Origin of the sequence: Cognatishimia sp. F0-27 (genome assembly GCF_020667845.1) — a bacterium.
Taxonomy (GTDB): domain Bacteria; phylum Pseudomonadota; class Alphaproteobacteria; order Rhodobacterales; family Rhodobacteraceae; genus JAFMPQ01.
Window position 1 is genome coordinate 1 of sequence record NZ_JAFMPQ010000037.1, and the last position, 20109, is coordinate 20109.

The 20109-nt window shown below is 67.1% G+C and carries 16 protein-coding genes and 1 tRNA gene; 6 read left to right on the plus strand and 11 right to left on the minus strand.

Annotated features, from left to right (window positions below):
- Positions 1-371: 371 nt before the first annotated feature.
- Complete coding sequence (moaA, locus tag J1C49_RS17345; protein ID WP_227447144.1) at positions 372-1379, minus strand: GTP 3',8-cyclase MoaA; 1008 nt, start codon at positions 1377-1379, stop codon at positions 372-374.
- Positions 1380-1481: 102 nt separating this feature from the next.
- Between moaA and J1C49_RS17350 the strand changes: the two genes are divergently transcribed.
- Entirely contained in the window at positions 1482-2006 is a 525-nt protein-coding gene (locus J1C49_RS17350; protein WP_227447103.1) for a hypothetical protein, read from the plus strand.
- 206 nt (positions 2007-2212) lie between these two features.
- Here the strand turns inward: J1C49_RS17350 and glmS are convergent, their stop codons facing one another.
- Both glmS and glmU read right to left on the minus strand, forming a co-directional pair.
- Positions 2213-4042, minus strand: a complete 1830-nt coding sequence (glmS, locus tag J1C49_RS17355) for a glutamine--fructose-6-phosphate transaminase (isomerizing) (RefSeq protein WP_227447104.1) — start codon at positions 4040-4042, stop codon at positions 2213-2215.
- 94 nt (positions 4043-4136) lie between these two features.
- Positions 4137-5501: a bifunctional UDP-N-acetylglucosamine diphosphorylase/glucosamine-1-phosphate N-acetyltransferase GlmU gene (glmU, locus tag J1C49_RS17360; protein ID WP_227447105.1), complete on the minus strand. Its 1365-nt coding sequence runs from the start codon at positions 5499-5501 to the stop codon at positions 4137-4139.
- 137 nt (positions 5502-5638) lie between these two features.
- On the opposite strand from glmU, the gene J1C49_RS17365 reads away from it, so the two are divergent.
- Both J1C49_RS17365 and J1C49_RS17370 read left to right on the plus strand, forming a co-directional pair.
- Complete coding sequence (locus J1C49_RS17365; protein WP_227447106.1) at positions 5639-6304, plus strand: HAD-IA family hydrolase; 666 nt, start codon at positions 5639-5641, stop codon at positions 6302-6304.
- Between the two features lie 186 nt (positions 6305-6490).
- Positions 6491-7687: a DegT/DnrJ/EryC1/StrS aminotransferase family protein gene (locus J1C49_RS17370; RefSeq protein WP_227447107.1), complete on the plus strand. Its 1197-nt coding sequence runs from the start codon at positions 6491-6493 to the stop codon at positions 7685-7687.
- A 114-nt stretch (positions 7688-7801) separates the two neighbouring features.
- On the opposite strand, the gene J1C49_RS17375 is transcribed toward J1C49_RS17370, so the two are convergent.
- The 6 genes from J1C49_RS17375 to J1C49_RS17400 all read right to left on the minus strand — a co-directional run bounded on the left by J1C49_RS17375 (position 7802) and on the right by J1C49_RS17400 (position 14147).
- A complete protein-coding gene (locus tag J1C49_RS17375) occupies positions 7802-8215 on the minus strand; it encodes a Fur family transcriptional regulator (RefSeq protein ID WP_227447145.1) in 414 nt (137 codons plus the stop codon).
- Positions 8216-8363: 148 nt separating this feature from the next.
- Positions 8364-9281, minus strand: coding sequence for a DUF533 domain-containing protein (locus J1C49_RS17380; RefSeq protein WP_227447108.1), 918 nt, complete (start codon positions 9279-9281; stop codon positions 8364-8366).
- A 427-nt stretch (positions 9282-9708) separates the two neighbouring features.
- Positions 9709-11133: a YdiU family protein gene (locus J1C49_RS17385; protein WP_227447109.1), complete on the minus strand. Its 1425-nt coding sequence runs from the start codon at positions 11131-11133 to the stop codon at positions 9709-9711.
- A 481-nt stretch (positions 11134-11614) separates the two neighbouring features.
- Positions 11615-12061 (minus strand): GNAT family N-acetyltransferase, encoded by a 447-nt coding sequence (locus tag J1C49_RS17390; RefSeq protein WP_227447110.1) that lies wholly within the window; start codon positions 12059-12061, stop codon positions 11615-11617.
- Positions 12062-12146: 85 nt separating this feature from the next.
- Positions 12147-13088: a nucleoside hydrolase gene (locus J1C49_RS17395; protein WP_227447111.1), complete on the minus strand. Its 942-nt coding sequence runs from the start codon at positions 13086-13088 to the stop codon at positions 12147-12149.
- 111 nt (positions 13089-13199) lie between these two features.
- Positions 13200-14147: a radical SAM protein gene (locus J1C49_RS17400; protein ID WP_227447112.1), complete on the minus strand. Its 948-nt coding sequence runs from the start codon at positions 14145-14147 to the stop codon at positions 13200-13202.
- A gap of 291 nt (positions 14148-14438) precedes the next feature.
- Between J1C49_RS17400 and zwf the strand changes: the two genes are divergently transcribed.
- The 3 genes from zwf to pgi all read left to right on the plus strand — a co-directional run bounded on the left by zwf (position 14439) and on the right by pgi (position 18482).
- The gene (gene zwf, locus J1C49_RS17405; protein WP_227447113.1) at positions 14439-15893 is read left to right on the plus strand and encodes a glucose-6-phosphate dehydrogenase; all 1455 of its coding nucleotides are present in this window, start codon (positions 14439-14441) and stop codon (positions 15891-15893) included.
- Between the two features lie 221 nt (positions 15894-16114).
- Complete coding sequence (gene pgl / locus J1C49_RS17410) at positions 16115-16792, plus strand: 6-phosphogluconolactonase (RefSeq protein WP_227447114.1); 678 nt, start codon at positions 16115-16117, stop codon at positions 16790-16792.
- 19 nt (positions 16793-16811) lie between these two features.
- Complete coding sequence (gene pgi / locus J1C49_RS17415) at positions 16812-18482, plus strand: glucose-6-phosphate isomerase (protein WP_255670769.1); 1671 nt, start codon at positions 16812-16814, stop codon at positions 18480-18482.
- 211 nt (positions 18483-18693) lie between these two features.
- Here the strand turns inward: pgi and J1C49_RS17420 are convergent, their stop codons facing one another.
- Together J1C49_RS17420 and J1C49_RS17425 are read right to left on the minus strand one after the other, a co-directional pair.
- Positions 18694-19791 carry a 2'-deoxycytidine 5'-triphosphate deaminase gene (locus J1C49_RS17420; protein ID WP_227447116.1) on the minus strand — a complete coding sequence of 366 codons (1098 nt, stop codon included), beginning with the start codon at positions 19789-19791 and terminating at the stop codon, positions 18694-18696.
- A 201-nt stretch (positions 19792-19992) separates the two neighbouring features.
- Positions 19993-20069, minus strand: a tRNA-Pro gene (locus J1C49_RS17425).
- Positions 20070-20109: the final 40 nt, after the last annotated feature.

The window sequence follows — 20109 nt, forward strand, 5'->3', positions numbered from 1 at the left end:
GGGGGCGCTGCCCCCGGACCCCCGGGATATTTCTGGCCCAAAGAAGCCGGGCTCCGGTCGATCGACAATCCGGGGAGAGCGGGGCCTTGGACGTGGGGCTGTCTGGCGCGGCGGGCGGTGACTGGATGTGGGGCTTGCCTGGCGCAGCGGGCGGATGGTGGGGCCGTCAAGGCATTTTGGCTGAACGCGGGACGGCGTGCCGTGGTGCTGCCGTGCACGGGGGGATCATGCCCTCAAGACCTCGTGGCAGAGGTGGTTGCAGGGGCGGGTGCCAAGCGCCGCAAGCTAGGCGGATCGGGCGCAACATCGGCAAGGCTGCACGCCGGCGCGCGGAAGCGCACGCGCGGCGATCCGAGACGCCGCGCCCGCGATCAGCCGCCGGTGTGGCTCATGTGGCGCGACACGCGACCGTCCACGGTTTGGCGCGAATAATCGAAATCATGCCCTTTCGGCTTGCGCCCGATTGCCGCGCGGATTGCGTCTTCGAGCGGGGCGTTGTCGTGCGGGTGGTTGCGCAGGGCAGCCCGCAGATCGGCATTGTCTTCCTGTCCGAGGCACATGAAGAGTTCGCCCGTGCAGGTCAGCCGGACGCGGTTGCAGCTTTCGCAGAAGTTATGCGTGAGCGGTGTGATGAAACCGATCTTCTGGCCGGTTTCCTCGAGCCGCACATAGCGGGCGGGACCGCCGGTGCGCTCGGGCAGGTCGGTGAGCGTGTACTGTTCGGCGTAGCGGGCGCGCAGGTCGTCGAGTTTCCAGTACTGCGTCAGGCGGTCCTCGTTGCCGATATCGCCCATGGGCATGACTTCGATCCAGGTGAGATCCATGTCGCGGGAGGCACACCATTCGGTGATCGGGAAAAGCTCGTCCTCGTTGAAGCCCTTGAGCGCCACGGCGTTGATCTTGACGCGGAGCCCGGCTTTCTGGGCGGCGTCGATGCCCTTGATCACCTGAGGCAGGCGGCCCCAACGGGTGATGTCGGCAAATTTCTGTTCGTCCATCGTGTCGAGCGAGACATTCACGCGCCGCACCCCGGCGGCGTAGAGATCGTCTGCGAAACGTTCGAGCTGGGAGCCGTTGGTTGTCAGCGTCAGTTCCTTGAGCGCGCCGCTGTCGAGGTGACGGGTCATGGACTGGAAGAAACGCATGATGTCGCGCCGGACCAGCGGTTCCCCGCCGGTGATGCGCAGCTTCTCGACGCCGAGATGCACGAAGGTCGAGCACATGCGGTCGAGCTCTTCCAGCGTCAGAAGCTCTTTCTTCGGCAGGAACTGCATGTTTTCGGACATGCAGTAGACACAACGGAAATCGCACCTGTCCGTCACGGAAACGCGCAGGTAGGAGATCGGGCGGGCGAACGGGTCGATGAGCTTGACTGTCATGGCAGGCAGAGTATCCATCGCTTTCATGGCGGACAAGCCTTGTGCGGCCTTTGGCGGCAGATCGGGTCAGACTGTCCGCCGCTTTTGACAGGAGTAGGCGCGATGCGGTCAATCTGGGTAGGAGCGGTCTTGCTGACCATGGCGGGATGCGGTGATCTGGCGCTTTTGCCGCAGACCCCGGCACAGGAGCCGGCCGAGGATCCGGCGGCAGAGGCGATCGTTCCGGAGCCGGAGCCCGTGGCCAACCCGGTGGTGGACGCGCCGCCGCCACCGAAAGATGCGCGTACCGAGGAGCAGTTCGACACCACCACGGCAGAGGAGCGCGCCGAGGCGGCGGCCGCTCCGGCGGAGCCGGAAGGCGAGCGCAAGCTTGGCGATACGGTGGCCTCGCTTGGCGATCCCGCGCGCCCGGGGTTCTGGATCGAGACGCCGCTGGTGAGCGCGCCGGGTAGGGGCCGGGTGTTCTATGCCGTGACGGGTAAGTCGGCGCAGGTTGATCTGATCCCGGCCGATGGACCAGCAACGGGCGGCAGCCGTCTGTCCCTGGCGGCGATGCGGTTGATCGAAGCGCCGCTGACCGATCTTCCCACCGTGGAAGTGTATACCGGCGGCAGTGACGACAGCTGAGGCCGCTTTGGGCTGCGGTGCGCGCCGCGGCTGAGGTGCGCGCTTGCGGTGGTGCCGGTGTTCGCGAGACCCCGCGGCACGAGCGGGGGCGAGCAGCCGGTGGCAAGGCTGCCAAGCCGGGCGCGCCGGTCGGGCCGGGCATTCCGGGAAGGGCGACCGGGACAGGGCGATTCGGACAGGGCCAACCCCGGAGCGTGGGCGTCGCCCTATTCGACGGTCACCGATTTGGCCAGGTTGCGTGGCTGGTCCACATCCGTGCCCTTGGCGATTGCGGCGTGATAGGCGAGCAGCTGTGCCGGTAGCGCGTAGAGCAGCGGCGCGATGATTTCGGAGACGTCCGGCAGGCGGATCACCTGCCAGGCATCGGCACCGGCCTCGGCTTCGCCGGCGGCATCGGTCACAAGCACCACCCTGCCGCCGCGCGCCATCACTTCGTGCATGTTCGAGATGGTCTTGTCGAACAAGCGGTCGCGAGGCGCAAAGACGATCACCGGAACGGTTTTGTCGATCAGAGCGATCGGCCCGTGCTTGAGCTCGCCCGAGGCGTAGGCTTCGGCGTGGATATAGCTGATTTCCTTGAGTTTCAGGGCTCCTTCGAGCGCAAGCGGATACATCAGGCCGCGCCCGAGGAAGAGCACGTCGCTGGCTTCGGCGATCTTGTGGGCCGCGTCCTGCATGCGGCTGTCAGAGCCGAGCGCCACGTTGAACACACCCGGCAGCGCGCGCAGATCGGCCAGCACCTCTGCGACGGCGGCCGAGCCCATGGTGCCACGCTGGCGGGCGGCTTCGAGCGCGAGGAGCAGCAACATGTTGAGCTGGCAGGTGAAGGCCTTTGTGGAGGCGACGCCGATTTCGGTGCCCGCATGGATCGGCAGAGCGAGCGTGCTCTCGCGCGCGATGGAGGAGGTTTCGACATTGATCACGGACAGGATGCTGTCGGCCTTGCCCTGGCAGTAGCGCAGCGCGGCCAGCGTGTCGGCGGTCTCGCCGGACTGGCTGACGAAGAGCGCGACGGTGCCGGGGGTGATCGGCGGCTCGCGGTAGCGGAACTCGGAAGCGATATCGACTTCCACGGGGATGCGGGCGAGGCGCTCGAACCAGTATTTCGCCGTCAGGCAGGCATAGAAGGCGGTGCCACAGGCGACCATGACGAGCCGGTCGACCTTGGTGAAATCGACGCCCGGTGCAGGCAGAGCGATGCGGTCGCCATCGAGCGCGGCGTCCAGCGCGTTGGCCAGCACCGAGGGCTGCTCGGCGATTTCCTTGGCCATGAAATGCTTGTAGCCGTCCTTGTCGACGCGGGCCGCATCCATGCGGATCCGGGTCTCTGGCCGGGAGACGGGGGTGCCGTTCTCGTCGAAGATTTCGGCGCCGGCGCGGGTGATCACGGCGCGGTCGCCCTCTTCGAGATAGGTGACCCGGTCGGTCAGCTGGGACAAGGCGATGGCGTCGGAGCCGACATACATCTCGCGGGCGGTCTCATCATGGCCGTGACCGATTGCCATCGGACTGCCCTTGCGCGCGGCAACGAGCAGATCCTCTTCGCCGTCGAAGAGGAAGACCAGCGCGAAGGCGCCTTCGAGGCGGCCGAGCGTTTGCATCGCGGCCTCGACCGGGCTGGCGCCACGCGCCATCAGGTGCTGGGTCATCAACGCAACGGTTTCGGTGTCGGTGTCGGTCTGGGGGGCGATCCCGTGTTGGGCCAGCTCGGCGCGCAGGTCCTTGAAGTTCTCGATGATGCCGTTATGCACCACGGCCACGTTGCCCGCGCGATGCGGATGCGCGTTGTTCTCGGTGGGCGCGCCATGGGTGGCCCAGCGGGTATGCCCGATCCCGACCTTGCCGGGCAGGGGGTCGTGCACCAGCAGGTCCGACAGCGCCGACAGTTTGCCGACCGCGCGGCGGCGGGCCAGCCGGGACTTGTGCACCGTTGCGATCCCGGCGCTGTCATAGCCGCGGTATTCGAGCCGCCGCAGCGCCTCGACCAGGGCGGGGGCCACTTCGTGATTGCCCAGAATGCCGATAATGCCACACATGATGAAATCCCTCGAAGCGGTGCCTGTCGTGTTGGTCTGTGCCGGGCGGGTTCCCGCGCCCCCGGCCGTGTTGGTCTTTGCCCGGCCGGTCGGGTCAGACGTTCTTGGTCTTTTTGGCCTGTGCCGCAGCTTTGCGGGCGCGCAGCATGGACATGAGCTTGCGGGCGAAACCGGGTTTGTTGTCCTGCGCGGCGCGGGCGATGGCAAGCGCGCCTTCCGGAACGTCCTTGGTGACGACGGAGCCGGTGGCGGTCATCGCCTCGTCCCCCACGGAGACCGGCGCCACGAGCAGCGAGCCCGCCCCGACAAAGACCCGCTCACCAATCACCGTGCGATGCTTCGACACCCCGTCGTAGTTGCAGGTGATGACCCCGGCGCCGATATTTGTGCCCTTGCCCACATCGGCATCGCCCACATAGGTCAGGTGGTTGACCTTGGCGCCCTCGTGGATCTGGGCGTTCTTGATCTCGACGAAATTGCCGACGCGCACGTTCTCGGCCAGTTCGGCGCCGGGGCGCAGGCGCGCGAAGGGCCCCATCTGAACGCCCCGGCTCACATGGGCGTCCTCCAGATAGCAGAAGGACTTGATCAGCGCGCCGCTTTCCACCGTGACGCGCGGCCCGATCACCACGTTCGGCTCAACCACCGTGTCGCGGCCAATCGCGGTATCCCAGGCGACAAACAGCGTCTCCGGCGCCAGCAGCGTCACCCCGTTCTCCATCAGCTCGGCCCGCGCGCGCGCCTGGAACGCGGCTTCGGCGGCGGCGAGTTCGGCGCGGGAATTGACCCCGAGCGTTTCGGCCTCGTCGCAACGCACGACCCCCGCGCTCAGCCCGCGTGACCGGGCAATGCCAACGATATCGGTGAGGTAATATTCGCCCGCGGCGTTGTCATTGCCCACGGCGTCGATCAGGTCGAACAGAAGATCGGCTTTCGCCGCCACCACGCCCGAATTGCACAGGGTGATGGCGCGCTCCGCCTCGGTTGCGTCCTTGAACTCGACAATCCGTTCGAGGCTGTCGCCTTCCGTCACGAGACGGCCATAGCGCCCCGGGTCGGCTGCCTCGAAGCCCAGCACCACCACGTCTTGCGTGGCGCGCGCGGCGCACATGGCTTCCAGCGTTTCTTCGCGGATGAAGGGCGTGTCGCCGTACAGCACGATGGCATCGCCGTCGAACCCGTCGAGCGCGGCGCGGGCCTGAGCCACCGCATGGGCGGTGCCGAGCTGTTCGGTCTGGCGCACGGTGAGTGCTTCGGGGTCGTGCTCCGCCGCGGCGGCCTCGACCATCTCGGCGTGGTGACCTGCGACGACCACGCAGCGTTCCGGCGCGAGCGCCTGTCCGGCCCGCATGGCGTGCCAGAGCATCGGCGCATGGCCGATCCTGTGCAGGACCTTGGGGAGATCGGAGTCCATCCGCGTGCCTTTCCCGGCCGCCAGAACGATCAATGCGGTGCTCATGCCAGACTGTGCCTCTTGCCCTTTTGCCACGCTTTTGGCGTAAGCACCCCATCCACACAAGACGCAACTTGCTCACGCTTGGTTGCGGGTTATGTCAAAGGCGCTGTGGGCCATGTCGGTCTGCGTCAGGAGGTGTGATGCGCTGTGTGATCTTCGATCTGGATGGAACGCTGGCGGACACCAGCGGCGATCTCATCGCCGCAGCCAATCACTGCCTGGCCGAGATGGGGGCCGCGACGCGGCTCGATCCGGCGCGGGATGCGGGCACGGCCCTGCGCGGCGGGCGCGCGATGCTGCGCCTTGGCTTGTCGCGCGAGACCGGCGAAGCCGACGAGGCGGTGATCGACCAATGGTATCAGCCGCTGCTGCGCGCCTATGAGGACAATATCGCCGAGCACACCGTGTTTTACCCCGGCGCGCTCGACGCGGTGGAGCGGCTGCGCAGCAATGGCTACGCGGTGGGGATCTGCACCAACAAGCCCGAAGGGCTGGCCGAACAACTCATGCACACGCTTGGTGCGCGCAGCCTGTTCCACAGCCTGATCGGGGCCGATACCCTGCCGGTGCGCAAACCCGACCCGGCGCCGTTCTGGGCCGCGGTCGAGGGCGCGGGCGGGCACCGCGATGCGGCGATGCTGGTGGGCGACACGGAGACCGACCGCAACACCGCGCGCGCGGCGGGTCGGCCCTGCCTTCTGGTGACGTTTGGCCCGGGGGGCGGCGACATGGCCGCGCTTGATCCCGAAGGGTTGCTTTCGGGATATGACAGGCTGGATGACGCGGTGGCAGCGCTGATCGGCTAGGCCCCCGCGGCGTGTGACGGGCCTGCGTCAGGCGTGCCGCCTTTGCAACGCCGCGCTGTGGCGGGCAGGCGTGGTCGGCCGGAACGCCTGGGCTGGGCGGGCGCTTTGCTACATCGGGAAAACATCTTTGATCGGGGGTGCGATCCGGGATTGACGGGTCCGCCGACAGACCGCACCATTTGCGCCATGACAGAGATCTTCACAGGCAGTTTCACACAGCAGGAGCCGATTCCCGAGGCGGGCATTGCGGCGGCGCTGCGGGTTTTGCAGTCCGGGCGGCTGCACCGCTACAACGTGGCCGAGGGCGAGACCGCCGAGACGGCCTTGCTCGAGGAAGACTTCGCCGCGATCACCGGGGCGCGGTTCTGCGTTGCGCTGTCCTCCGGTGGCTATGCGCTGGCTTGTGCGATGCGCGCGGCGGGGGTGACGGCGGGCGCGCGGGTTCTGACCAACGCCTTCACGCTGGCCCCGGTGCCGGGGGCGATCGCCGCCGTGGGGGCGGTGCCGGTGTTCGTGGGTGTGACCGAGGCGTTGGTGATCGACCTTGACGACCTCGAACGGAAGGCGGCAAGCGCCGACTGGCTGATGCTGAGCCACATGCGCGGCCATCTGTGTGACATGGATCGGCTGATGGCGATCTGCGCCCGGCATGGCGTCACCGTGATCGAGGATTGTGCGCATACGATGGGCGGGTCCTGGCGCGGGACTCCGTCGGGGCGGTTTGGGGTGGCGGGATGCTTTTCGACGCAGACCTACAAACACGCCAATTCCGGAGAGGGCGGGTTCCTGATCACCGATGACGAGATGCTGGCGGCGCGGGCGATCCTGTTGTCGGGCAGCTACATGCTGTATGACCGGCACCGGGCTGCACCGGCACCGGAGGTGTTCGAGCGGGTCAAGTATCTGACGCCGAACATGTCGGGGCGGATGGACAACCTGCGCGCCGCCATCCTGCGCCCGCAACTGGCCGATCTCGACAGGCAGGTGGCGCGTTGGAATGCGCGCTACGCGGTGGTGGATGCGGGGCTGCGCGACACGCCGGGCCTGACGCGGATCGCCCGCCCGGCGGAGGAGGTCTTTGTCGGCTCTTCGATCCAGTTCCTGCTGCTGGACTGGTCCGACGAGGCCATTCGCGCGGTGCTTGCACGCTGTGCCGCGCGGGGGGTGGAGCTGAAATGGTTCGGCGCGCCGGAACCCGCGGGGTTTACCTCGCGCTATGACAGCTGGCGCTACGCCCCGTCGGAGCGGATGCCCGCGTCAGACCGGATCCTGCGCGCGGTGGTAGACATGCGCTTGCCGCTGACCTTCTCGGAGGAGGATTGCGCGACCATTGCGCGGATCATCCGGCAGGAGGTCGCCGGGGTGTCAGAGCAGGCGGCGTGAGCGCCGGTTTGGTGGCTCTTTCGAGCGGCTTGCGCGGCGGATCACAGATCGCGCGGGACGGGCGGGGGTTGGATCGCGGCTTGGGCGCATCGTGGACGTGCCACCCGTCGTGGATCAGCCTTTCTTGAGCGGGACGCCGTAGAGTTCCATGCGGTGACCCGTCAGACGGTAGCCGAGCTTGGCGGCGATCTTTTCCTGCAACGCCTCGATTTCAGGGTCGACGAATTCGATCACCGCACCGGTCTTGAGATCGATCAGGTGGTCGTGATGGGCGCGTTCCGCATCCTCGTAGCGCGCCCGCCCGTCGCCGAAATCCACCTTTTCAAGGATGCCTTCCTCCTCGAACAGCTTGACCGTTCGGTAAACCGTGGCGAGCGAAATGCGCGGGTCCCGTTGCGAGGCGCGGGCATAGAGTTCCTCGACATCGGGGTGATCGGTGCTGTCCTGGAGCACATCGGCGATCGTTTTACGCTGACCGGTCATGCGCAGACCCTGCGCGGCGCAGCGTTCGGCGATGGTTTCGGATATGCGGGAACGGTCGGGCACGAGGGTGTCTCGGGTCTGGTCGGATCGGCGCGCTTCGGGTCGAGCCCTGCGCTGTGTGGCGCTCCTGATACGGGGCTGCGCGCCCGAGGGCAAGGGCAAGTGGGCGCAGCCCCGGATCGGGGGCGTGGGGTCAGGCGTAGAGCGGCTTCATGCCCATCTGCATGTGCAGCGCGTTGACCACGGGTTCCTGCAAGCCCATCGCGCTGGCCAGCCGGTGCAGGTATTGCGCCTCGGCCTGCGTGTCGACGCGGATGGTCATCAGCGAGGCGGAGTAGACCTGCATCCGTTGCGCTTCGGGCGTCTCCGCCGCCAGCGCGTCGGGATCGACCGGGGCGGCGAGTTGGGTCTTGATGAAGTCCACATCGCCCGGGTCGGCATCGGGGCCGAGCGTTTCGAGGATCTTGGCGCGTTCGGAGGCGTCGATATCGCCATCCGATTTTGCCGCCTGGATCATGGCGCGCAGCATCAGCCCGGCGGCTTCTTCGGCTTCCGGTGCGGGGGTGGCCGATTGCATCGCGTCGATCATCTGCCCCGCGCCCTGGCCCTGTGCGGTGGCGGCGGCGCCGCTGGCCATGGCAAGAAGGCCGGCCAGACCGGTGCCGCCCTCGCCAAGCTGCGACAGCAGACCCGGCTTGCCGCCGCCCGAGCCGCCGCCAGGCGCCGCTCCGAACATCTGTGAGAGGTCGAAGCCGCCGGCGCCGGCTTGCAACTTGGCCATCATCTCTTCCATCTGCGGCCCTGCGCCGGCCTGCATTTTCTGCATCATGTCCGCGAGCGGCGATCCGTCGCCCATTAGCCCGCCAAGACCGCCCTTGGACATCTGCGCCATCATGTCCGCAAGCGGGTTGCCCGCTGCGCCGGCCGGCGGTTGCGCGCCCGAGAGGCCCTGCACCATCTGGGCTTGGGCGCGGGCATTGGGATCCTGCGCGGGCACCTGCGCGTCGCCGCCAAGCAGGGTGCCAAGCCCGCCGCTTCCGGCAAAGTGGTCGACGCCGCGTGCGGCTGCATATCCTATGGCGACTTTCGCCAGTGTTCCCATTAGGCCCATCGTTTCCTCCCGATCCGTCTTGGCTGTTGAACGCTCAGACTGACAGGTTTGGGCGAGACTGCACAGCCCCCCGTGCGCCGCCGTGCCGGACAGTCGCAGAGCGCAGGTCAATGAGCGGTCCGCGGGAGGGGCGTTTGGCGGCGCGCGAGGGCGGGCTTGCTTGGCAGCGGTCCCCGCGCCCAGCAGGCGGGAGACGGCGCGGATGCGGCGGCGAGCTGCTTCCGGTGCGGGCCGGAGACGGCGCGGATGCGGCGGTGAGGTGATGTCGGTGCGGGCCGGAGACGGCGCGGATGCGGCGACGAGGTTCTGCCGGTGCGGGCCGGAGACGGCGCGGATGCGGCGACGAGGTGCCGTTACTCCCTGGTCTTCGATCGCTTGACCGGCACGCTGAGGCCACGCGGCGTCGGGTAGTCGGCGCGCGGATGCCTCACGTGCCGCAGAATGTGGCCGTCACGCGCTCCGAAGGCTGTGGGGGCCGGGTCAGGTCTTCAGCATCCGCCTGCACGTCGTAAGGTCGTGCCAGCACCGCGTTGAGCCTGTGGAACGGCGCATCATCCCCCGCGACAGCGGCGGTGATCATCTCTTCGATCCGGTGATTGCGCGGGATATAGACCGGGTTTGTGCGCCGCATGAGCGCCACCGGATCCGGCTGTGTCTCGAGCCGCGCTTGCCAGCGCGCGGCCCATGCCGCGAAGCCGTCGCGGTCGGCGATCTGGTCGCGCGCCACCTCGGGTCCGTCGCTCAGGGCACGGAATGTATTGGTGAAATCGGATCCGCCCTTGTGCATCAGATCGAGGAGATCCGCGATCAGTGCGGCGTCTTCTGGCTGCGGCGTGGCAATGCCCAGCTTGGCGGCGAACCGCGTGAGCCATTCGGCCCGGATCAGGTCCGGCATGGCGTGCACCTGCGTCGTGAAGCGCGCGATCGCAGCGTCCTGATCCGGCATCAGCCCGACAAGCGCGGTGGCGAGCTGTGCCATGTTCCACACAATGATGTCGGCTTGCGCCGCATAGCCATATCGCCCGTAGCGGTCGATGGAGGAAAACACCGTGTCGGGTGCATAGGCATCCATGAAAGCGCAGGGCCCGTAATCGATGGTCTCCCCGGAAAGCGTGCAATTGTCGGTGTTCATCACGCCATGAATGAAGCCGAGGCTCATCCATTGCGCCACCAGGGCGGCCTGCCGGGCAACCACGCGCTCGAAGAGGTCATGCGGGTCGGTCGCCGCCGGATCATGCCGCTCGACGGTGTATTCGTAGAGCTTGCGCAAGGCGTCCCACTGCCCGCGGGAGGAGAACACCTGAAAGGTGCCGACGCGGATATGGCTCGCCGCCACGCGCGTCAGCACGGCTCCGGGCAGAGCGGTTTCGCGCAGCACGGCGTCTCCGCTGCGCACGGCGGCCAGCGCACGGGTGGTGGGCACACCCAACGCGTGCATCGCCTCCGAGACAACGTATTCCCGCAGCACGGGCCCGAGCCACGCGCGGCCATCGCCACGCCGCGAAAACGGTGTCGGACCCGAGCCCTTGAGCTGGATGTCGCGACGGGTGCCAGAGCGGTCGATCACCTCCCCGAGGAGCAAAGCGCGCCCGTCGCCGAGCTGTGGATTGAAGCTGCCGAATTGATGGCCCGCATAGAGCTGCGCCAGCGGCTCGGCCCCGTCCGGGACGGCGTTGCCCGCAAAAAGCGCCGCGAGGTCGGCGTCTTCCGCGCCGGAGATCCCGAGATCTTCGGCGAGGGCGTCGTTGAACGCCACGAGCGACGGCGCGCTCACCGGTGTCGGCGCTTGCCGGACAAAAAAGCCGTCAGGCAAGCGGGAGTAGGAATTGTCGAAGGGCACATGAAGGGTCATGCCGGATGATATAGGGAGGGCAAGCGCCACGCGCCAGCACCAAGCGCCGCGCCGGGGGGCAATTCCATCATGAGGCCCGGGGGCATGCGCCGAGCCGCATTTCGCGGGTCTTGCCGCGGCTCCGGCGGAACCGGGCCGGGACGCGCGCAACCACGGAAGGTTCCGGGGAATGGTGGGGTTTGGGCGGGATCGGCCCGATCGGCGCGTCCTTTGCGGGGGCGCGGCCCGAGCGCGCCCCGAAGTGGCCCGGATCACGCGAAGGGGCGCGGGGCGCAGGGCTGATCCGGTTTTGAGAGTGGCGCCATCGGCAGGTTTTTGCCAACATGGCGTGTCAAGGCGGAGCAGGAAGGGCGGTTGCGGGCAACATCGGGCGCGGCGTCAAAAGGGGGCGGAGCGGCTCCCGGAAAGGGGCGGTTCGGCGCGGGCCGCTGCGGGCAGAGCGGCCTGCCGGGGGCGCTGAAACGGGGGCGGAACCGATGCCTCAGAGCACGCGGCTCATCAGCACGTAGCCATCGCGGGGGACAAACCGGGCGCGCCGGTAGAACCCGTGCAGACGCGTGTCCTCGCGCTGCGCTTCGAGATGCATCGCCTTGACGCCGGCCTCGCGCAGGGATCGGGCCAGCGCATTGAGCGCTTCGCCGCCCATGCCCCGGCCGCGCACGGCGGCGCGGATGTAGAGTTCGTCGACGATGGCGTCGAGCCCGCCATATTCCAGCGACCACCCGAAGCTGACCGCGATATACCCGACCGGCGCCCGGCGCGGGCCGATCAGCCAGATCGCCCCATGCGGCGAGCCATCCAGCAGGGGGCCAATCGCCTCCGCGCGGCGGATCTCGTCGCTCTCGAACCCGGTTTCCCCGTGAAAGGCGGCCACCATGGCCAACAGACGATCGGCATCGTCCTCCGTGGCAAGGTGCAGGCTTTTCATCGGTGCGGCCTTTCGTTTCTGCGCGGCGCGGGCCGCGCGTGACCATGGGATGACGCCATCACCCGTGACACGCGACCGGCGCGGCTCACAACCGCCCCAGACGCTCGGTCAGCAGCGCAAAGAACCCGTCCGCATCCACATCGCCCATAAAGGTTGCGTTGGGCGCGCGGTCGGTCACACCCCACCAATCGGCGACCGTCATGCCAAGCGTCAGCTCGGACGTGGTTTCGATCTCCACATTGATGTGGCGGCCGGAAAAGAGCGACGGTTCCAGAAGGTAGGCAATCACGCAGGGGTCGTGGAGCGGCGCGCCCTCCGATCCGTATTTCGCCTTGTCAAACCGTTCGAAGAAATCGGTCATCTGTGCCGTCGCAAGGCCCACCGGAGTGCCGAGGGCGCGGAACGCGTTGTTGCGCGGCGCTGTGACCAGCGCCTTGTGGGTCACATCGAGCGGCATGACGGTCAGCGGCACACCGGAGCGGAACACGATCGCGGCGGCTTCGGGGTCGACATAGATGTTGAATTCCGCTGCCGGGGTGATGTTGCCGACCTCGAAATACGCGCCACCCATGAGCACGATCTCCGCGATGCGGTCGGCGATGTCCGGCGCGCGGGTGAGGGCGGTTGCGATATTGGTGAGCGGACCGAGCGGGCAGAGCGTCACCGTGCCTGCCGGGCGGTCGCGCAGCGTGTCGATGAGGAAGGACACCGCGTCCTTGTCCTGCAGGGGCATCGTTGGTTCGGGAAGGTCGGGCCCGTCGAGCCCCGTGCGGCCATGCACGTGTTCCGCGGTGACAAGGGGGCGAGCCAGCGGCGCGGCGCACCCGGCATAGACCGGCACCTCGGGGTGTCCGGCCAGTTCGCACACCATACGCGCATTGCGGCTGGTGAGGGGCAGCGGCACATTGCCGGCCACGCAGGTGATCCCCAGCACGGACAGCGCGTCGGGTGAGCCGAGCGCAAGCATGATGGCAACCGCGTCGTCCTGACCGGGGTCGGTGTCGATGATGATGTCGCGTGCTGGCATGTGCTGATCCTTGTCCCGGCCAATGTGGTGACACGGGGCGCGGATGCATTCAAGCGTGACGTCGAGCGGATTTGATCATCTGGTCAAAAACAGGCGGTGCGCCGCCGGCCATCAGGCCGAACAGCTCGCCCCGCCCAGCACGCAAAACTTCGCGCAATGGGGATGGGCCAGCGCCACGTCGCGCGACGCCTCTTCAAGGGTTTCGCCAAGATCGAAGCGCGGATCGTAAGGCAAAAGCGTGCAGGCCAGCACGGTGGGGCGCGCGGCCCCGCGTCGTTTGACCACCATGCGCGAGGAGGCGCACATCACGGAAGACGGATGTTTGCCGAGAATGCCCCAGCAGGCGGTGGTGATCTCCGGCACGTCGACGGTTTCGTCCATTTCCGGGAACAGCACCGTCATGCCCGGATTCTGGGCATCAATGTCAAAATTCTCGCGTTCGAAAAGCGCCGCGTAGCCGGCACGCGATTCGGCTTCGCTCTCGCCCCAGACGGTGCGCCCGGCCACGGCCATGCGAATGCCGGTGTCGCGCAGCCAGCGCATGCCTTCGAGCGTCTTTTCGAACGTGCCCGACCCGCGCTCCGCGTCGTGCTGGTCGGCGGACCAGTGATCGACCGAGACGCGCAGCGTGAGCTTGTCGCCGAAGCGCGCGGCCAGATCCGCCAACCCGGCGCGCATCGTCTTGCGCATCATGGGCCGCATCGCGTTGGTCAGGATCAGCACCTCGTAGCCCCGCGCAAGTGCCGCCTCGGCCATGCCGATCATCTCTGGGTTCATGAAGGGTTCGCCGCCGGTGAAGGCGATTTCGCGGGTCTGCCCGCCGCGGGCGTCAAGCGCGTCGAGATAGTGCTCCACCTCGGCGCGGGTGATATAGACCAACCGGTCGTTGGTGGGCGAGCTTTCGATATAGCAGTTGACGCATTCGATGTTGCACAGCGTGCCGGTGTTGAACCAGAGTGTGTCGATCTCGTTCAACGAAACAGTCGCGCGCGGCTCGCCCTTTGCGGTTACCAACAGATCTTCGAATTTGCCGACATTTCCGGTCACGGCATCCTTCATCAGGCAGTCCCTTGTCTTTGACACCGGAAGGGATAGGGCGCGGGACCTGCGAGGACCAGTGTGTAATTTTTGTCTGACACCATTGTGAAGGCGCACGCGATGTTAGACATTCCCGCGAAGATCGTTTAGGAGGGCGTCGAACCGCGCTCGTTAGCGCTAACGGATCGAGGCCCCGGCAAGGCTTCCCATGCCAGCCGCATGGGCAGCGGAGCAGGGGTCGGTCCTTGGCGCGATGGACGTTTCTTGCTTCGGTCGGGCCGCGATGGCCCGGTGCTCAGATACAGGTGCCTCATGGTCTCACGCGTTATTCCCGTGGATCCTTTCGATCTGGTTATTTTCGGCGGCACGGGCGATCTTGCCCGCCGCAAGATCTTGCCGGGGCTGTTCCGACGTTTCTGCGCCGGGCAGATGCCCGACGAGTCGCGGATCATCGGCGCGGCCCGTTCGGAGATCGACGATGACGGGTATCGCGCCATGGTGCGCGAATCGATCCGCGAATTCGGCGGCGTCAGCGAAGAGCAGGAGGCGTCGATTGACGATTTCCTTGGCCGCATCGGCTATGAGCAGGTGGACGCCACCGGCGAGGCAGGCTGGGAGGCGCTTGCGGCGCGGATGACCGAAGACCGTGTGCGGGCGTTCTACTTTTCCGTCGGGCCATCGCTTTTCGGGGCGCTGGCCGAACGGCTGCACAGCTACGGGATGGCGTCGGCCAAGGCGCGGATCGTGGTCGAGAAGCCCTTTGGCCACGACCTCGGGAGCGCAAGGGCGCTCAACGCGACGCTGGCGCAGCATTTCGACGAAGAGCAGATCTACCGGATCGACCATTATCTCGGCAAGGAAACGGTCCAGAACCTGATGGCCGTGCGCTTTGGCAACACACTCTTCGAGCCGCTCTGGAATGCGCAATATGTCGACCACATCCAGATCACCGTTGCGGAGACGGTGGGTGTTGGCGGGCGCGGTGGCTATTACGACAAGTCCGGTGCCATGCGGGACATGGTGCAAAACCACCTGATGCAGCTGTTGTGCCTGATCGCCATGGAGCCGCCTGCGCGGTTCGAGCCAAACGCCGTGCGGGATGAGAAGCTCAAGGTGATCCGGGCGCTGGATCCGGTGGATCCGCACCATATCGTGCGCGGTCAATATGACGCTGTGGGCAGTGAACCCTCCTACCGCACGGATGTCGAAGCGCCGCGTTCCACCACGGAAAGCTTTGTTGCCATGCGTGTGCATGTGTCCAACTGGCGCTGGGCAGGCACGCCGTTCTACTTGCGGACCGGCAAGAAGCTGCGCGGGCGCGCCTCGGAGATCGCGGTGGTGTTCAAGGATGCGCCGCATTCGATCTTTGGCGTGGACAAGGGACGCCATGCCAATGTGCTGTCGATCCGGCTGCAACCGAATGAGGGCATGACGCTGGATGTGACGATCAAGGAGCCGGGACCGGGCGGGATGCGCCTTGTCGAAGTGCCGCTCGACATGACCTTTGCCGATGCGCTCGGGCCGGATGCGGAAGCGGTTCCCGATGCCTATGAGCGCCTGATCATGGATGTGATCCGGGGCAACCAGACGCTCTTCATGCGCGGCGACGAGGTCGAGGCGGCCTGGGCCTGGACCGATCCGATCATCGAGGGCTGGCAATCGCGCGGCGATGTGCCGAAACTTTACGATGTCGGTTCGAGCGGCCCGGAAGATGCGCTTATGCTGATGCATCGCGATGGGCGGAAGTGGCGCGAGATCCGGGCCTGATCGCGTCGGCGCGGTGGGGCCGGGGAGACGCCGCGCCCCGCGCGGTGGCTTCGGCGCGGCACTGGCGGTAAACTGGTCTTGGCAGGACATGGGCGGCGCGGATGCGGGGCGGTCAGCGCCACCCAGACCAACAGACCAACAGGCGACCGGGCGGTATGGCCGCGGACGCCGGACAATGCGGCGGCCTTGCGGGGCGGCGACAGATGACGGGGGACCGGATCATGAGTTACGAATTCATTGCCTATGCCGATCGCGACATGCTCGTGATGGATCTCGCCAATCAATTGGCCGGCGACCTGCGGTCCGCGCTGCGGCACGAGGACAGGGTTGCCTTCGCCGTGCCGGGTGGCACATCGCCGGGGCCGGTCTTCGACGATCTGTGCGCCGCGGATCTTGACTGGGCGCGGGTCGATGTGATGCTCACCGATGAGCGCTGGGTGCCGGAAAGCTCGGAGCGGTCCAACACGCGGCTGTTGCGCGAGCGGCTCTTGACGGACCGGGCCGCGGCGGCGCGGATGCTGCCGCTTCACGATCCGGACAGGTCGCTGGAAGAGGCCACCGCCGCGCTGGCCAACCAGATTGCCCCGGTGTTGCCGCTGGCGGTGCTGCTTCTCGGGATGGGCGAAGACCGGCACACCGCGTCGCTCTTTCCGGGAGCGGATCGGCTTGGCGAGGCCTTGTCGGCGCAGGCGCCGACGCTGGTCCCCATGCGGGCGCCCGGCGCGCCGGAGCCGCGCGTCACCCTTTCCGCGCCGGTTCTGGACGGGGCGCTGCGCAAGCATGTGCTGATCTTCGGAGACGCCAAGCGCGCCTCGCTCGAAAGCGCCCGCGGGATGCCGTCGAGCGAGGCGCCGATCAACGCGGTGCTGACCGAGGCGAAGGTGCACTGGGCGCCGTAACGGGCATCCGCTCCCAAAAATGCCACAGCCGGCACCGGCACTCGGTGCAAGACGCAGACGCCGTGCCATCGCGCTCAGGGCGTCAGGAATAAGCCAGGAGACTAAACAGATGTGGGACGATCTCAAACACCACGCCGCACGGATCGAAGGACGCTCCCTTGCGGGATTGTTCGACGCGCCATCGCGCGCAGAGGATTTCAGCGTCTCGGCGCTTGGAATGCTGTTCGACTATTCCAAGACCCAGATCGACGAGCCGATTCGGGATGCGCTGGTGGCTCTGGCTGAAACCGCCGATGTGGCGGCGCGGCGCGATGCCATGTTCGCGGGGGAAAAGATCAACGAAACGGAGGGCCGGGCGGTCCTGCATACGGCGCTGCGCAATCTCGATGGCACGCCGGTTGTCGTCGATGGGGCGGATGTCATGCCCGAGGTGCTCGCCACGCTCGACAGGATGACGGCGCTGGCCGAGACGCTGCGCGCGTCACATGTGCGCGATGTGGTCAATATCGGGATCGGCGGCTCCGATCTCGGGCCGGCCATGGCGGTGCGGGCGCTGGCGCCCTTCCATGACGGGCCCCGGTGCCATTTCGTCTCGAACGTGGATGGGGCCGATATCGCGGATACGCTGCGCCTATGCGATCCCGCGCACACGGTCTTCATCGTGGCCTCCAAGACCTTCACGACAATCGAGACCATGACCAATGCGCGCACCGCAAAGGCGTGGCTGGCAAGCGAGGGGATCGCTGACGAGGGCAAGTTCATTGCCCTGTCCTCGAATCTCGAGAAGGCCGCGGCCTTCGGCATTCCCGCGGAGCGCGTCTTTGGCTTCGAGGATTGGGTCGGCGGGCGCTACTCCGTCTGGGGTCCGATCGGTCTGTCGCTGATGCTGGCCATCGGGCCGGAGGGCTTCCGCGCCTTCCTGCGCGGGGCGCAGGCGATGGACACCCATTTTCGCACCGCGCCGTGGCGGGAGAACATGCCGGTGATGCTGGCGCTGGTGGGCATCTGGCACAACCAGGGGCTTGGCCATGCAACCCGTGCCGTGTTGCCCTATGACAACCGGCTCGCGCGGCTGCCGGCCTATCTGCAGCAGCTCGAAATGGAGAGCAACGGCAAGGGCGTGTCGATGGACGGTCAGGACCTGACCGTCGCCTCCGGGCCGGTGGTCTGGGGCGAGCCGGGAACCAACGGCCAGCATGCCTTTTACCAGCTGATCCACCAGGGCACCCGGGTGGTTCCGTGCGAATTCATGGTCGCGGCCCAAGGGCACGAACCGGAGCTTGCGCATCATCATCACCTTCTGGTGGCCAATTGCCTCGCGCAAGCGGAAGCCTTGATGCGGGGGCGGACATTGGACGAGGCGCGGGCCAAGGTCGCGGGCCAGTTCGAAGGTGCCGAACTGGAACGGCAGGCGCGCCATCGGGTCTTCCCGGGCAACCGGCCGTCCACGACGCTGGTCTATCCCCGGCTCGATCCGGAAACGCTGGGCAAGATCATCGCGCTTTATGAACACCGGGTCTTTGTCGAGGGGGTCATCCTCGACATCAACTCCTATGATCAATGGGGCGTGGAACTGGGCAAGGAATTGGCCACGGCGCTTGGCCCCATGGTGACCCAGGACCAGCCCGCCGATGGCAAGGACGGCTCGACGCAGCAGCTGTTGCGCTTCGTGCACCGCAACGCGACGTAGCACCCGGCGGCGGCAGGGACCGGCGTCTTGCGCGCCGCGCGGCCCCTGGGGCAGGGAGCGGCGCGGTTGGGCCGGGGTGTGCAAGCGCCAACCGGGGCGCGTCCCTGGCGGGCGGCTCCCCCGGCGTCGTGCCGGGCATGCGGGGATAGGGCGAGGCGGGCACGCGAGAGCCCGACGAGCGTTTACGGGGTCGTGAGAGCCCGACGAGCGTTTACGGGGTCGCGAAATGCTTCGACAGCTTCAGGCCCTGCCCTTGGTAGTTTGAGGCGATCCCCGCGCCATACAGCGTCCGGGGCGCTTCGGACATGCGCTCATAGACCAGCCGCCCGACCGTCTGGCCGTGCTCCAACACAAACGGCGCCTCATGACAGCGCACCTCAAGCACGCCGCGCGCCCCGGCCCCGCCCGCTTCGGCATGGCCGAAACCGGGATCGAAAAAGCCCGCGTAATGCACCCGGAATTCGCCGACCATCGCCAGATAGGGCGCCATCTCGGCGGCGTAACCCGGCGGGATATGCACCGCTTCCCGGCTCACGAGGATATAGAACGCGCCGGGATCCAGCACCAGCCTGCGGTCGGTGGTGCGCAGCGCATCCCAGAAATCCGCGGGCGCATACGCCCCCAAGCGGTCAAGATCGATCACCCCGCTATGAGGCCGCGCCCGCCATCCCACAAGATCGCCGGGACCGGGGCTGAGATCGACGGAAAAGCCCAGCCCGTCGTCAATAACCGGTGCACCGCCGGACACGAGCCCCTCTTGCAGATGGAGCGCGGACAGTTCCGCGTCGCTGAGCACAGCCCGGCCGGAGCGAAAGCGGATCTGGTTGAGCCGCATGCCCGGCCGCACCAGAACCGAAAAACTGCGTGGGCAGATCTCCGCGTAGAGCGGTCCGTCATACCCGGCGGGCACGCGGTCGAATTCGGTGCCGCCATCGGTGATGACCCGCGTCAGCAGATCGAGCCGCCCGGTGGAGCTTTTGGCATTGGCAATGGCGGCCAGCGTGTCCGGCAGCCGCAGCGATTCCATCAGCGGGACCAGATAGACGCAGCCCTTTTCGAGCACCGCGCCCCGGGCGTCGAGATCGATGGCATGCATGGCGAACTGGTCGATGCGGTTGCGCACGGTCGCGCCCCCGCCGGCCAGAAATGACGCGCGCACGCGGTAGGCCTTGGTCCCCAGACGCAAATCAAGGCTGGCCGGTTGAACCTGCCCGTCGACAAAGGGCTGCGCGCTCTGGATGCAGCCGGCCTCCGCAAGGGCGGTGATCTGTTGTGCGGCAAGCACGCCGGGACCAAAGTTCTGCACCATCGGGAGACCTTATTCTGGAGTCGGTTGGCACAGGATTAGCAGGGAATGCGGGGAATGGCAGGGGAGAAGTGAGAGGGCAGGCGCCTGCACGCCATGTTCGAGACGCGTCGGCGGCAATGGCCGCGCTCGCGGAAAGCGCCGTTGCGCACTCCCCGGACGTCCGTGACGCCGATATGGCCAGAGGTTGGGAATGCGTATCAATGGTCGGGCTAGCAGGACTCGAACCTGCGACCTTCCGTCCCCCAGACGGACGCGCTACCAGGCTGCGCCATAGCCCGACTTGATGCTCGCTGTCTTACCGAAATCGCCGGGAGGGGC